Here is a 14,264-nt window from a genome sequence, read left to right on the forward strand (position 1 = left end):
GTCATTTTATAAAAAAGAGGAGACCCGATGGATCTCCTCTTTCTCTTAAGAACCGATTGTAAAAATCGAAACTTAAATTAAACCTTAGGACCGAAAGCGGTAAAGTCGAAGTCTTTAGAACCTTCCGCATATTGCTTAAAGTTCTTAATGAACATCTCCCCTAACTTCTTAGCGGTTTCGTCGTAAGCTGCTTTATCAGTCCAAGCTTCTCTTGGATCCAGGATAGCGCTATCGACACCGTCAATCGTCTTCGGATAAGAAACTTGGAAGATCGGGTGAGTCACGAACTCGGACTTCTCGATGTTTCCGTTTAAAATCTCGTCGATGATTTTACGTGTGGAAGGAAGGTTCATACGTTTTCCCACGCCGTAAGATCCACCGACAAGGCCGGTGTTCATCAGATACGCTCTTACGTTGTGCTTCTTCATCTTTTCACCGAGTAATTTTGCATACTTAGTCGGGTGAAGAGTCATGAACGCCGCTCCGAAACATGCAGAGAAAGTAGCGGTCGGTTCTTTAATTCCTCTTTCCGTTCCGGCAACTTTCGCGGTATAACCGGAAAGGAAGTGATACATCGCTTGTTCGATGCTCAGTTTAGAAACCGGTGGAAGAACTCCGAACGCATCATACGTTAAGAAGATGATGGTTTTCGGATGTCCGCCTTTGGAAGGAACCTGAATGTTATTGATGTGGAAAATCGGATACGATACGCGAGTGTTCTCGGTTTTTGCAGCGGAAGAATAATCCACGACTTTCGTTTGAGGATCATAAACCACGTTCTCGAGAAGTGCATCTTTACGAATCGCTTCGTAAATGTCCGGCTCGGTTTTCGGATCTAAGTTGATCACCTTAGCGTAGCAACCGCCTTCGATGTTGAAGATTCCGTTGTCGTCCCAACCGTGCTCGTCGTCTCCGATCAGTTTGCGGTTCGGGTCCGTGGAAAGGGTCGTTTTACCGGTTCCGGAAAGACCAAAGAAAAGAGCGGTGTCACCGTCTTTACCTACGTTCGCGGAACAGTGCATACTGAGAATTCCCTGTAACGGAAGTTTGTAGTTCATAACGGAGAAAATACCTTTTTTCATTTCTCCGCCGTATTCGGTTCCACCGATGATACAAATTTTCTTAGCGAGATGGAAGATAACGAAAACTTCGGAATTCATTCCGTGTTGTTTGAAGTTCTCGTTTTTGATTCCGCAAGCGTTGATGATCGTGAATTCAGGATCGAGGCCCGCCAATTCTTCCTTAGTAGGACGAAGGAACATGTTTGTGCAAAAGTGGTGTTGCCAAGCTTTTTCGGAAACCACGCGCAGGCTTACTCTTGTCTCCGGGTTTGCTCCCGCGTAACCGTCGAAAACGTAAAGTTTTTTGTGACTCAGATAGTTCACACATTTCTTATAAAGTTCGTCAAAGATCGCTTCGGACACTTTGAAGTTGATGTGGCTCCACCAAATGTTTCCGTTTGAGGAAGGTTCATCTACGAAATACTTGTCTTTCGGGGATCTACCGGTAAAAATTCCGGTGTCTACCATCATCGTTCCGTTGCTGGAAAGTACGGTTTCTCCGTTTTTTTTCTCGTGCTCATAAATTTCGTCATAGGAAAGGTTATGGAAAATTTCAGAAGGTTCGATTCCGAGTTCCTTCAAGCCTTTTACCTGAGTCTGGGCCTGCATTTGATTGCTCCTTGGGAATTCTATTTCAATTATTTTACGCTAAAGCTGAAAGTCAACCGATTCAAGGGGAATGCGGCTGGCGATTTCCCTTCTCTCCAGCCCCGTTCGGGTTGGCTTTTGTGAAAATCATCTTTCCGGCTGCCGTTTGGATGATCGAAGTTACTGTCACCTTGACTTCTTTTCCTACAAGATGACCGCCGTTTTCGATCACCACCATCGTTCCGTCTTCCAGATAACCGATTCCTTGATTCTCGTCCTTTCCTTCTTTGATCACTTGGATTCCAAGCTCTTCTCCGGGAAGAACGACCGGTTTCAGTGCATTAGCGAGGGTATTCAAGTTTAGAACCTTGACTCCCTGAAGTTCGGCTACTTTATTCAAGTTGAAATCGTTGGTTACGATTTTACCGCCGGTATCTCTCGCTAACTTGATCAACTTCGCGTCCACTTCGCGAGTGTCGGAATAATCTTTATACGTGATTTTAACTTCGATGGAGCCTTTGCGTTGAAGTTTGTTCAACATCTCCAGACCTCTTCTTCCTCTCGCTCTCTTGATCGGATCCGAGGAATCGCTGATGAGCTGAATCTCTCTCAATACGAAGTTAGGGAGAATCAACGGCCCATCCAGGAAGTGCGTATCGGCGATGTCTAAAATTCTTCCGTCGATCACGACCGAAGTATCCAGAATTTTGTCTCTTACTTCTTCCTTTTCAATGCCGACGCCGAAACCGTTGCCCTGACCTCCGCCGCCTCCGAAAATTCCGAGACCGGGTTCTTTCGCAAAAGAGATCCCTGCAAGAATTCCGAACAGCGCGAACAAGAAGTAAAGCGCCACATTCAATTCGGCAAAGTGAACGACTTCTCCCACAAACCAAGCGATTGCAAGTCCGAGTAGAGCGCCGAGTCCGGCACAAAAAAGAACGTCTGCTTTCAGTTTTGGAAAAAGACTGGATTCTCCATAAAGAAGAATTAGGGAAACTACGAGAACGACTCCGGCGATAGAACCGGCTAAATAGAGATCTCCGGCTTGCTTGTGTGTTACAGCAAATGTAATTCCGGAGAGGAATAGAGACGTGAGTACTTTATAGAGATGAATCATAACTCAAATCCTTAATTGTATTTGAGTTTTTGCGGAATTTTACTCTTCTTCTTCTGCCTTTCTTTCACTAGGAGAGAGAGTGCTCGCTAAAACGTCGGACACAAGGTTCCCCGCTTCTTCTTGCGTAACACCTTTGCTCAATGCAACTTCCATTTTCACAAGATTATAGGCGCTTTCGTAAAGCTTTCTTTCCATAATGGAAAGTTCCTTTCCATTCGCTCTACGAAATAGGTTTCTGCAGACTTCTCCGACCTCATAAATCGATCCGGACTTGATCTTGTTGAGGTTATTTTGGTAGCGGATCTTCCAGTCTTCTTCGGTATCGACTTCGTCCTTTTTCAGGAGTGCGATGACTTTCTTGATCTCTTTTTTATCGATGATAGGGCGGATTCGAACCTGTTCTGCTTTGTCAACAGGTATCATAACCTTCATCTTACTACCCTGGATTTCTAGAACGTAGCAATCCTTCTTTTTACCAAGGATGTTCTTTTTGGAGATTTCGAGAATTTCTCCAACTCCATGGATGGGATAGACTACGTAGTCGCCTACCTTGTGTTCGATTTCGGAATTTTTCTTTTTGGCAGCCAAGTAAGTATGATAACTTCCGTTAAAACTCTGCTTAAGAAAATAGCATAAATTTGACGAAAGTCAACAAAATTATCCCAAAAGGCTACTAAAGTTTAAGAGAACGAACTTTTGCGGAATGAAATGCCGGATCATTCAGAGGTTGAACCTTTTCCAGTGCTTCTTTCGCTTCTTCCTCGGAATAAAAATAACCGAGATACAGTTCGCCTTTGGAGGAACGGAAAATTCTTCCTTTGAATTCGTTGCGGGCCATCAAAAGCCGTTTGCCGAGTTCGACGGCTTGCAAAGAATCCTCCGTCGCGATCACAATGAGATAGTTCGTTTCACCGGTTTGCGGAGGAAAAAGAAGTTTTGCCTCGTTCCCGTTTCCGGAAGAATTCTCTTTTGGATTGAGCTTGGAAAGAGATTCCGGATTTTTCAGCGATTCAACGGATTCCGGTTCGTTCGAGGAAGAAAACAAAGAACGAAGACCCCCGTGCGAATTCTTTCTTTCCTGCGAGGATACGTTTCGAAACGTCTGAAGTTCGTTTTGCGCGAAAGTTTCTTCTTTTTGATCGAGTTTAAGTCCTACGACAAGCCCTGCGGTAAAAAGTGAAATCGAACCTAATAATAGAACAAATGCCGAACGTGTGGAGGAGAAAATTTGAATCGGCGATCCCGACTTTTTGCTGTGTTGAACCGTTTGGATGGTTCTGTCGAAATCGGAACTTTCTCGGACCGGAGTTCGGATCGAAGATTGTTTGAGTCTTCTGGAATAATCGATATTCTGCATTCAGGAATCCTGGATTCTATTTTTAAAATCGGATTAAATGCCCAATTTCCGTCGAAAAAATTTGATAAACGAAGAGAAGTTTCGATTTTAACCGTTCGGTTCGCAGTTTGCAAACGCTCGGAAAAGCCGGAGCAAACCGAACCTGAGACAAAAACCCGCGAAACGTTTTCGAATTCAATTTCTATCTTTTCCGGCCAATTTTAAGGCTTCTTCCTTTGTGATGGTCCCTTTCGGCTTACCGATCGCTAAAACCCAGAAAAGATAAAGAAACACGAAACAACTCGCATAGAGCGCAAAGATCAGAATTAAAGAAACATCGTGATAAAAGAATTCTCGGCTTAAGCTGTAATTCTTGGAAATCCAATCGAATTGAATGCCGTGAAAATAACCCTCAATTACGAAACATCCAAACGCGCCGCTGAACATTGAAAGAAGCAAAAATCCGATCGGATATTTACAGCAGAGCAAAACCCATTTCGGGAGACTTTCAGGAAGATATTGAATGTCGAGAACCCAGCGGATTTTCATAGCACGATATATTCCCAACAAGCGCGTTAGCTTCACTTGAATCTTTTTTAAAGAGCCTTTTAAAAATAAAAAACCCCGGGGTTTGAAGCCCAGGGTTTTGCTGAAAATCGAATCGTCTATGACGATCGTTCGATAGAGTCGGAACTATATCGTATTATCCCACCAAATAAAGAAGCGGGAAGAGATAGATCCAGATCAAGTCGACTACGTGCCAGAAAAGACCAACGCCTTCTACCGGTGTGTAATAAGAAGAATTCACTTCTCCCTTAATCACCTTAATCATCACCCAAACGATCAATCCGGCTCCGATCAAAACGTGGGATCCGTGAATCCCGGTCATTACGAAGTAAAAACCGAAGAACATTGCCAAGTTTTTGATGTCCGGCATTTCAGTGTTCGTGAAATATTTTCCGGGAAGAAGTCCGTGATGGATCTTTGCGGAATATTCGAAATACTTCACAACCATAAACGTAAGAGCGCAAAGAACGGTTATCGCAAGTGCGATGATCGCCTCTTTCTTCTTATCCACTTGGACGTAATGAATCCCGAGCGCCATCGTAAAGGAGCTAAAGAGAAGAACCACTGTGTTGAACGCTCCCATCGGAACGGACAAGTGATGGCTTCCTGCGTGGAACACTTCCGGATACAAAGAATGGTAAATGGTATAACCCACGAAAAGGGCGCCAAACATTAGAATTTCCGTAACAAGGAATAACCAGATTCCTTGTTTAGAAGCGTCATACTGATGCTCAGCACTGTCAAAGTGATGAGCATGATGGAATTCCGCGTGCTTAGCGGTACTCATAAGGTCCCCCCGTTACTGTTGGAGTTTTTTCAAAGTTTTCATGTGTAGGTGGAGAAGGAATCGTCCACTCGAGGGTTTTTCCGCCCCAAGGATTCGCTCCCGCTTCTTTTCCTGCGATCAATCCGTGAATCACGGCCGCAAGTCCCACCAAGAATCCCATTCCGATCAGCCAAGATCCCACTGTGGAAATTTGGTTGAGGCTGGTAAATTCAGGTAAGTAGTCGTAGTATCTTCTCGGCATTCCCATGGAACCGAGAATGAACTGTGGAAAGAAGGTTACGTTAAATCCGGTGAAGATAAAGACCCAGGAAATTCTTCCTAAAAGATCGGAAGTCATTTTACCGGTAACTTTCGGAAACCAGTAGAGCAAGCCGCCCATCACCGCCATCAAAGTTCCACCCACCATCACGTAATGGAAGTGCGCGACCACGAAATAGGTATCATGAAAGTGAACGTCCATCCCCGTGGAAGCGAGGAACACACCGGTCAAACCGCCGATGGTAAAGAGAAACATAAATCCAATCGCGAACAACATAGGCGCGTCCAAACGGACGGATCCTTTATACATCGTCGAAATCCAGTTGAAGAGTTTAATCGCCGTAGGAACTCCCACGAGCATTGTGATGAAGGAGAATAAAACCCCCGCAAACTCAGACTGACCGGAAACGAACATGTGGTGTCCCCAAACCAAGAAGGAAACCGCAGCAATCGCAAGAGAAGAATACGCAATCGCAGTGTATCCGAAAATGATCTTTCTGGAGAAAGTGGACACGAGTTCGGAGATCACACCCATTGCAGGAAGAATCATGATGTAAACCGCAGGGTGAGAATAGAACCAGAAGAAGTGCTGAAAGAGAACCGGATCGCCGCCGAGAGTAGGATCGAAAATTCCCACGCCCAGAGTTCTTTCCGCTACAAGCAGAAGAAGAGTGATCGCGAGAACCGGAGTAGCAAGAACCTGAATGATGGAAGTTGCATAAAGCGCCCAAACCATCAAAGGAATACGGTTCATTGTCATTCCAGGAGCTCTCAGTTTATGAGTAGTTACGATGAAGTTCAACCCCGTAAGAATCGAGGAGAATCCCATAATGAACGCACCCATCACCAGCATAATCACACCGTTAGAAACGGAGTTTGAAATGGAATACGGAGTGTAAAACGTCCAACCGGTATCCACTTTTTGGGTAAAAAGGGAGAACGCAGCGGTTCCCGCTCCCAACATAAAGATATACCAGCTTGCGAGGTTCAGTCTTGGGAAGGCAACGTCCTTTGCTCCGAGTTGGATCGGGAGGATGAAGTTTCCGAAGATCGCAGGAATTCCGGGAACGATTACCATGAACACCATGATAGCGCCGTGGTAGGTCATCATTCTATTGTAAATGTCCGGAGTTACGAAACCGAGAGTTTGTCCCGGAGTAAAAAGCTCGATACGAACCAGAAGAGCGAAAATCCCTCCCAAGAGGAAGAATGACATAATCGCAAAGAAATACATGATCCCGATCCGCTTGTGATCGATCGTAGTGAGCCAGGACCAGATTCCCTTTTCGTGGTTGAGGTAGTTGTCAGTATGACTTGCAGTTGCTGTAGACATGTCCTCTCCTATTTAAGGGTTTTAATATACTCGATCAGAGCGTTGATTTCGTCGTCGGAAAGCTGTCCCTGATAAGAAGGCATCGCAGGCGGATAACCTTTTACGACTTGAGCAGTCGGTTGCAAAATGGATTTACGAATGTAATTCTCATCCGCGTTCGCACCTGGACCGGCTTCGAATTCTCTCGCGCTTCCAAAAAGTCCTTTGTAGGTAGGTCCTACTAAACGGGAACCGTCGATCGAGTGACAACCCGCACAAGCTTTTTCAGCGTAGAGTTTTTTACCGAGTTCCGCAGGAGGAACTTTGGAAAGATCCACGTTTCCAGCCGCAGCATACCATTTGTCGAACGTTTCGGAATCCACGACACGAATCGCGGAAAGCATATTCGAGTGAGAAGTTCCGCAAAATTCAGTACAATAAACTACGAAATCTCCCTTTTCAGTCGGAGTGAACGTCAAAGTTGTATAACGTCCCGGAATCGCATCCATCTTATTCCGGAAAGCGGGAACGTAGAAAGAGTGAAGAACATCCTGAGAAGTCATAACGAGACGAACCGTTTTTCCAACCGGAACGTAAATTCCGTTCGGTTGAAAAAGAGAATTCAACTTTTCGGTCGCGTTAGGAGAAACGACGGTAACTCCGTTCGGATATTTAAAAGTCCATTGCCATTGTCTAGCGGTTACGTGGATTTCGATATCGCCTTTATCGTGAACTCTTCTGAGATCGGCGAAAATCACCCAACCCCACCAGAAGATCACGATCATGATTACTAAGGGAATAAAGGACCAAAGGAATTCTGCCAAAGTATTGTGGGTAATATAGGCAGTTTTATCAGTGTCGGTCTTTCTCCTGTATTTGAAAATAAACCAAGTCATTCCCCCGATGAGAATGACAAAGGAGATCAGACTGGATACGAGTAGAAAGAGATAGAGATTATCTACATTCTTTGCTACTTCGGAAGCCTGAACCGGCATGAAACTTGTTGCCGTAATGAGGTTCAACCAGGTCATTTTTTTGAAGTTACTCCTTCCTAATGAGTTCGGAATTTCTGTTATGCCTGATCCAGAATGGGATCAAGAACGCCGCCAGAATAAGAAGAGTGAAGAATCCACCCAACTTCATCATATTATAAGCGTACAAAGTATAAGTATTTTTTCCTGGATCAAATTGAAAGCAAAAAAGGGCGAACTGGTCCGTGAAATCCCCTATTTTACCGTCGGACGCTTCCAGAAGAGAAAGTCGCAACGTTCTTTCATCGAACGTGATCCCATGAAGATAACGGGAAATCTTTCCCGAAGGTGTGATGACATAAGCAACGGAAGAATGAATCCACTGTTCGTTTTCCGGATTCCATTTATAGGAAAATCCTACGGATTCGGATAATGCCGTAATCTGCTTTTGATCGCCCGTAAGGAAATGCCAACCTCTTCCATCTCCGCGAGAATATTCTTTGATGTAAGCGTTCTTCTTCGCTTGTGCGAGTTCCGCGGTTTCTTTCGGATCAAAGGAAACGGCTACATATTCGAATTCGTTTCCCACCTGCCAGTTCAGCTTTTTTAACGTATCGGTAATACCGTTGAGATGGAAGTTGCAAAGAGTGGGGCACTTGTAATAAACGAGAGAAAGAAGAACGGGTTTGTCCTTTTTGAAAAAAGAACCGAATGGAACCGGCTTTCCCGTTTCGTCTCGAAACATAAGGGAAAGGTCGAGTTGATTTCCCAACCTCTCCTTCACTCCGACCCCTTCCAATTCTTTCGGCTTTTCGTTTTTATCAAACCGAGCGGCAGGATCGTAAGCGAACAGAGAAGCGGAGAATGAGAAAAATACAATCCCTGCGATTAGGGAAATTCTAAAGATCAAGTTCGTAAACTCCGGAGAAATTCTTCTCCGATATTATTTCGCCTGAGTGTTCGCAGGAAGATTCAGAGAATGTTCTTTTACTCCCGGATGAAAGAAAGAAAGATAAGTAAAGAATACTAAGTTTCCTACGAGAACTACTACGAAAGTCCAGAATCCAGGTTTATTATAATCGTGTTGTGCCATGAAAAAGGCTCCTGTAATTGATTCTCATTCTCTTAAAGATGAAAATCGAAAGATTCTAGGACAGGTTCGAATGAATCTCTTTTTTTGGAAGTAATATTTAATTTTTACTTTCATTGCCCTTAAGGACCGATTTTCGAGTATGGTATTTTAGAAGCCCGAGAGGGTTTTCAGGAAAGAATGAGCGCTAACTCGAACCTTTCATCTAAATTTCATTTATTTTACAAAATCTCTCTGTTCTTGAGCATTCTTATTTTTTTGAATTTGCTCTACGGACCTTTGGTAAGAGCGACCGGCTCCGGGCTTGCTTGTCCGGATTGGCCTTTTTGTTTCGGGAAAATTTTCCCGACCTTCGACTTCCAGATTTTTATGGAAGTTTCTCATCGTTATTATTCCGGTTTCTTAGGTTTGATTCTTTTAGGACTTACGATCTGGACTTTTGCCGATGCAACTCTCCGTAAAGAATTCGGAATCTACTTGGGATTGGCGGTTCTTCTTTTGATTTCGCAGATCAATCTGGGAAGATTGACCGTAACGTTAAAACTAGACCCCACTTCCGTTAACCTTCACTTGTTGAACGCGATCGCGTTCTTTTTAGTCATTCTCACTGTCGCGATCGATTCGAGAGAAAAGGCCCTGCATCAAAGGGAAACGTTCGTAAAGGCCGATTCCATATTCAGAAAAGATAATGTTTTATTCTTTCTTCTTTTGATCGGAATCACGGTTCAGATCGTTTTGGGAGGACGCGTTAGTTCTCATTATGCGGGACTCGCTTGTCCCGATTTTCCGACTTGCTGGGGACAATGGCTTCCCGACAATCCTTTGGAAATCGTAAAAATCCAGGTGATCCATCGATTCGGCGCCTACACGGTCGCCTTGCTTCTTTCAATCGCGCTCGGTTTCGCAATTTGGAAAAAATTCCCGACGACTTCCAAACGATTTCTTCAGATTTCCATGTATCTTTTGGTCGCTCAAATCATTTTAGGAATTTTGAATGTATTTTTCGGACTCCCAAAACTTGTTACGGCGCTGCATACCGGTTTTGCGGTTTTACTGCTGACTTCTTCTTATCTTTCTTTGATTTCTCGAGCCGTTGTTCTGACTTCGGAAAACGAACGGAGGCCTGAAAGATAATTTCAGGATACGATATGACGAATACGTTCTTGTCCGATTGGAATCAAATGATCAAGCCGAGAGTTACGACTCTCGTTTTGGCTACGATCATTCCGGGTTTATATCTCGCAGGGGAACAATCCCCTTCCGGCTTTTTGATTGCCGTAACTCTTTTCGGAACGTTTTTGATGTCTTCTGCTTCGTTTATCTTCAATCAAGTGATCGAAAAGGATCGGGACGCGAAGATGAAACGCACGTCCAATCGTCCCATTCCGGCAGGGAGAATCGGCGTCGTTCAAGCTACGTTAGTCGGCTTTGCGATGACCGGACTTTCTTTTTATCTTCTTACGGTCTATGTGAATCTTCTTACGGCGTTCTGTGCGTTTGCGGCGCTGATTTCCTACGTTTTCTTATATACGATTCTTTTAAAGCCGAGAACCACGCAAAACATAGTAATCGGCGGCGTTGCGGGTTGTGTCGGTCCTTTGATCGGTTATGCGGCGATCGGTAATTCTCTGCCGATTCAAGCGTGGATTTTGTTCACGATGATTTTCCTATGGACCCCGGCGCATTTCTGGGCCTTGGCGATTTTTCTCAAAGACGATTATTCGGACGCGGATTTTCCGATGTTGCCCGTCGTCAAAGGAATCGATAAAACAACGAAATCGATTTTCTTTTATACGATTTTGTATTCCGCTTCGTGCATCAGTTTTTATTTTCTCGAACCTTCGATGGGATACTTATACTTGTTCACGGCGGTTGCGGTTTGTATTTGGATGGGAATTCTTTCGTATCAATTGATTCAAAAACCGGAACGTCAGTCCGCGAGAAAGTTCTTCTTCTTTTCCATTCTTCACTTGTTCATCGTGAACATCATGATCGTAGTCGATCATCTTGTTTAAGGAACTCGTTTCCTCAAAACGGATCGATCTAAAACGGAGCATACTCGTACGATCGCCACGAGCCGGGCATCGGTCTTTTTCAATCGAACAAGTTTTGCCGCCTTACCGAAATTAGGCGTTGAATTCAAGAATCGCGGTGGAACCGGAGCTCGAAAAAATCTCAAAACTTCCTTTGATCTGTTTCGTTAAAATCTGAATCAGTGTAAAACCCGAAGTTTTCGGTTTTTGCCAAACCTTAGAATCGGAAATTCCCGAACCGTCGTCCACAATCCGAAGACGATACTTGTTTCCTTCCTTTTGAAAGCGAACATTTACCGTTCCTTTATCCCCCGGAAACGCGTGTTTTAGGGAATTGGAAAGTAGTTCACTGAAGATCATCGCGCACGGAAGAGCGCTCTCGATTCTTAGATAAGTTTGCTCCGTCGAATTTTCAATTTTAACCGTTCGTTTACCGAGTTTATCGGAGAGGTTTTTGATGATCCCGTCGATCACCTCCGCAAAATCGATGTCGAAATAATTTTCGGACTTATACAGATAGTTGTGCACTTCCGAAATCGCAAGGATACGATCCTGAAAATCCGAAAGAATACTCTGAAGATTTCCCTTGTCCGAACCGCTGTGCATTTCCACCAAACCGGAAAGAACCTGGAGATTATTCCGCACACGATGGTGAATTTCCTGAATCAATTCGTTTTTCTCTTTCACCGAACCGTGAAGCGTTCTTACGGCGATGATCGCTACGATGGAATACATGATAAACAATGCGATACGATCGGCGATGTGAATTACGTTGTTATCCTGTTCCTGATAAAATTCTTCCACAAAAATCAAAAACAAACAGTAAAGAGCGATGAGAATGGTTTGTTTTACGTTCGTAAAATATAAGAAAATCATAATGAATATCGAGAGTACGATATTTCGATTCGCTTCGTCCAAGGCGACGGCTCCCTTTGAAAATCCGAAAAACCAACCCACGCTGACGGATACGACGCTTGCGACCAAAACGATTTTCAACGCGATCTCGAATTTTTTCCGAACCAAAAGGATCAGGGAAAGTAGAGAGGCGATCATCATGATCGAAAAACCGGGACGCAGAAAATAACCTTTCGTCAACCAAATGTACGAGTTTACGAATAAACCCAAAAGAACCGAAGCTACGTTGAAGATAAAAAGATGAAACGCTTTATTGCGAGTCAGATAATCCTTCTCTTTATAAATACGATCGGTAAATCTCAAAAGGCTCATCCTACTCATCTCCGGCGAACGACAAGGATTTCGAAAAACGTTTCCTCGAATATCATAAGACGAATTTATCAAACCGATACGATCAGAATTCAAACGAGGTAAATGATAAAATCGGAATTCGATACGATTGATTCTAAACAACCGGATCGAATAAGAAATAACTTTTTACAACGTGAGAATTCCTCCGCCTCCATGTCCGCCACCGCCGTGACCTCCTCCTCCCCCGCTGCTACCGCCGCCTCCGCTATGACCGCCTCCCCCTCCGCCGCCGCTTTTTCCGCTCCCACCTCCGGTTCGGCCGCCCGTGCTGGGTCCGCGGGTTCTCGAACTACCGTTGGAAGAACTTCGGGTTCCGCATTTATCTTTGCACATATGGCAAAGCTCGTAACAAAGTAAGGAGATGGGTAACGTTTGATTGTTTTGACCGCCTTGAAACGCGACTAAGAGACAAGCGGAAAGTTGACGATCACAACCTTCTTCGCATCGGGTCGTATCGATCGTGCAGCTTTCAAAAAATAAAATGAAAATACCCGGCAGAAAAAATCGAAGCGGTTTCATTGTTTTTTACCGGCCCCGGCCTGCAGAAGAATTTCCTGAACTCTTTTAGAATCTTCTAATGTAGCTTCGCTCCAAGCCGTATGTCCCTGAACCGTCGTCGCATGAATATCCGCTCCGGAGCGGATCAAAAGTTTTACGATTTCCGGATATCGATTGAATGCGGCCATCATGAGGGCGGTATGACCGTCGCGCGTTCTCGCATTCACGTCCGCGCCGTTTCGAACGAGATATTCCGCGATCAGATATTCCCCTTCTCTCGCTGCGACCATCAAAGGAGTATAATTACGGAAAAACGGATCCCGTTGATTGATTCCCTTGCCGGCCCGCAGAGAATTTTCCAAACCCTGCAAATCGCCTTTGTAAACGTAATCGGTGGGGTTCAGATCCGAATCGGGAATGAATCGTTCCTGCGGAAGAATACAACCGGACCAAACGAAAAAACCTGCCGCCAAGAACGAAACCCTCGCCCGAAGGAAGCCCGTTTTAAGAAAGTTATTTCCAAACTCGTTGAGAATGAAATTCAAAAGTTTCATGGAATTTTTCCTCGAATACCGGAACATTCTAACGTTTCTTGAGGCGTGAACAATAGGTGTGAACGGCAATTGCGGGAACTACTCAGAAACGATTTTCCGTTTAGTGGTTTTCACCTATGAATTCGGGAACGTCATTATTCCGATTGACTCGTAAAACGAAAGGAATCGAATTTAATCCGAACGAATACTGAAACCGGGAATTCCTAAAAAGAAAACTTGAGTTTTAAAACGGTCGATGGAAATTTTTCCGAAAGGTTAGCATGAAACTCTGGTTTCCCCAAGAAAAGCGGTTCTACTTTTTTTCACTTTATGTTTTTCTAATATTACTTTGGATCTTGGAAGAGATTCTTACGTTTGCGTTCGATATAAACTGGATCGAAAGATCCCAGGCCTATTTTACGTCGATCGAAGCCGCCTTCGGACTTTTATCGATCGTTGGAATTTTCTTTTTATTTCAGGAAATCCGGCATACGCAAGCGGACATCGAATCCGCGAAAGTCGCGATCGAAGGTTTAAAAAATAAGAATCAGCTCTTGGTTCATACCGATCAGTCCTTTTGGGAATCCCTGCAAAGACAATTGGAAGAATGGGATCTTACCGATAAGGAAAAGGAAATCGCGCTTCTTCTGCTCCGCGGAATGTCCAACCATCAAATCGCGGCCATTCGGGGCAAAAGTCTCAAAACCATCGAAAACCAAACCTTCTCCATTTATCAAAAGTCGGGAACGACGGGAAAACTTGAATTCATCGCTTACTTTATTTCTCCGCTTCTCCCCGATGAGGATTAATTTTTATGCGTCAATAAAAACATGAGATCCTCGGGAAC

The 14,264-nt window shown here is 44.3% G+C and carries 17 protein-coding genes; 4 read left to right on the forward strand and 13 right to left on the reverse strand.

The window, feature by feature from the left end:
• Window positions 1-77: 77 nt before the first annotated feature.
• The 4 genes from pckA to DLM76_RS04620 form a co-directional block, all read right to left on the reverse strand.
• The gene (gene pckA, locus DLM76_RS04605; protein WP_118954739.1) at window positions 78-1,670 is read right to left on the reverse strand and encodes a phosphoenolpyruvate carboxykinase (ATP); all 1,593 of its coding nucleotides are present in this window, start codon (window positions 1,668-1,670) and stop codon (window positions 78-80) included.
• A 61-nt stretch (window positions 1,671-1,731) separates the two neighbouring features.
• Entirely contained in the window at window positions 1,732-2,766 is a 1,035-nt protein-coding gene (locus DLM76_RS04610) for a PIN/TRAM domain-containing protein (protein WP_118954738.1), read from the reverse strand.
• A 39-nt stretch (window positions 2,767-2,805) separates the two neighbouring features.
• A complete protein-coding gene (locus tag DLM76_RS04615) occupies window positions 2,806-3,354 on the reverse strand; it encodes a CarD family transcriptional regulator (RefSeq protein ID WP_010573325.1) in 549 nt (182 codons plus the stop codon).
• Between the two features lie 85 nt (window positions 3,355-3,439).
• Window positions 3,440-4,123 (reverse strand): hypothetical protein, encoded by a 684-nt coding sequence (locus DLM76_RS04620; protein ID WP_118964457.1) that lies wholly within the window; start codon window positions 4,121-4,123, stop codon window positions 3,440-3,442.
• Here DLM76_RS04620 and DLM76_RS21865 point away from each other — a divergent pair.
• The gene (locus DLM76_RS21865; RefSeq protein WP_135581346.1) at window positions 4,088-4,327 is read left to right on the forward strand and encodes a hypothetical protein; all 240 of its coding nucleotides are present in this window, start codon (window positions 4,088-4,090) and stop codon (window positions 4,325-4,327) included. The two genes, DLM76_RS04620 and DLM76_RS21865, sit on opposite strands and share 36 nt — an antisense overlap.
• Here DLM76_RS21865 and DLM76_RS04625 read toward each other — a convergent pair.
• The 6 genes from DLM76_RS04625 to DLM76_RS04650 form a co-directional block, all read right to left on the reverse strand.
• The gene (locus tag DLM76_RS04625) at window positions 4,298-4,651 is read right to left on the reverse strand and encodes a hypothetical protein (protein WP_118954736.1); all 354 of its coding nucleotides are present in this window, start codon (window positions 4,649-4,651) and stop codon (window positions 4,298-4,300) included. The genes DLM76_RS21865 and DLM76_RS04625 overlap by 30 nt on opposite strands.
• A gap of 154 nt (window positions 4,652-4,805) precedes the next feature.
• Complete coding sequence (locus DLM76_RS04630) at window positions 4,806-5,456, reverse strand: cytochrome c oxidase subunit 3 family protein (RefSeq protein WP_118954735.1); 651 nt, start codon at window positions 5,454-5,456, stop codon at window positions 4,806-4,808.
• Complete coding sequence (ctaD, locus tag DLM76_RS04635) at window positions 5,443-7,047, reverse strand: cytochrome c oxidase subunit I (protein WP_118954734.1); 1,605 nt, start codon at window positions 7,045-7,047, stop codon at window positions 5,443-5,445. The genes DLM76_RS04630 and ctaD overlap by 14 nt, the downstream gene beginning before the upstream one ends.
• 8 nt (window positions 7,048-7,055) lie before the next feature.
• Window positions 7,056-8,057, reverse strand: a complete 1,002-nt coding sequence (coxB, locus tag DLM76_RS04640) for a cytochrome c oxidase subunit II (protein ID WP_174714570.1) — start codon at window positions 8,055-8,057, stop codon at window positions 7,056-7,058.
• Window positions 8,058-8,067: 10 nt separating this feature from the next.
• A complete protein-coding gene (locus tag DLM76_RS04645) occupies window positions 8,068-8,907 on the reverse strand; it encodes an SCO family protein (RefSeq protein ID WP_118954733.1) in 840 nt (279 codons plus the stop codon).
• Window positions 8,908-8,940: 33 nt separating this feature from the next.
• Window positions 8,941-9,090, reverse strand: a complete 150-nt coding sequence (locus DLM76_RS04650) for a hypothetical protein (RefSeq protein WP_118954732.1) — start codon at window positions 9,088-9,090, stop codon at window positions 8,941-8,943.
• A gap of 177 nt (window positions 9,091-9,267) precedes the next feature.
• On the opposite strand from DLM76_RS04650, the gene DLM76_RS04655 reads away from it, so the two are divergent.
• Together DLM76_RS04655 and cyoE are read left to right on the forward strand one after the other, a co-directional pair.
• A complete protein-coding gene (locus DLM76_RS04655) occupies window positions 9,268-10,221 on the forward strand; it encodes a COX15/CtaA family protein (RefSeq protein WP_118964458.1) in 954 nt (317 codons plus the stop codon).
• Between the two features lie 14 nt (window positions 10,222-10,235).
• A complete protein-coding gene (gene cyoE / locus DLM76_RS04660) occupies window positions 10,236-11,102 on the forward strand; it encodes a heme o synthase (protein WP_118954730.1) in 867 nt (288 codons plus the stop codon).
• Window positions 11,103-11,213: 111 nt separating this feature from the next.
• Here cyoE and DLM76_RS04665 read toward each other — a convergent pair whose 3' ends face one another.
• The 3 genes from DLM76_RS04665 to DLM76_RS04670 form a co-directional block, all read right to left on the reverse strand.
• Window positions 11,214-12,347 carry a sensor histidine kinase gene (locus DLM76_RS04665; RefSeq protein ID WP_118964459.1) on the reverse strand — a complete coding sequence of 378 codons (1,134 nt, stop codon included), beginning with the start codon at window positions 12,345-12,347 and terminating at the stop codon, window positions 11,214-11,216.
• A gap of 165 nt (window positions 12,348-12,512) precedes the next feature.
• Window positions 12,513-12,905, reverse strand: coding sequence for a hypothetical protein (locus tag DLM76_RS21665; RefSeq protein WP_167450719.1), 393 nt, complete (start codon window positions 12,903-12,905; stop codon window positions 12,513-12,515).
• Entirely contained in the window at window positions 12,902-13,438 is a 537-nt protein-coding gene (locus DLM76_RS04670; protein WP_118964460.1) for an ankyrin repeat domain-containing protein, read from the reverse strand. Before DLM76_RS04670 ends, DLM76_RS21665 begins: the two co-directional genes overlap by 4 nt.
• A 260-nt stretch (window positions 13,439-13,698) precedes the next feature.
• Between DLM76_RS04670 and DLM76_RS04675 the strand changes: the two genes are divergently transcribed.
• On the forward strand, window positions 13,699-14,226 hold the full coding sequence (locus DLM76_RS04675; protein WP_118954727.1) for a helix-turn-helix transcriptional regulator: 528 nt from the start codon (window positions 13,699-13,701) through the stop codon (window positions 14,224-14,226).
• Window positions 14,227-14,264 lie beyond the last annotated feature (38 nt).

The sequence above is a fragment of the Leptospira yasudae genome (assembly GCF_003545925.1).
GTDB lineage: Bacteria > Spirochaetota > Leptospiria > Leptospirales > Leptospiraceae > Leptospira > Leptospira yasudae.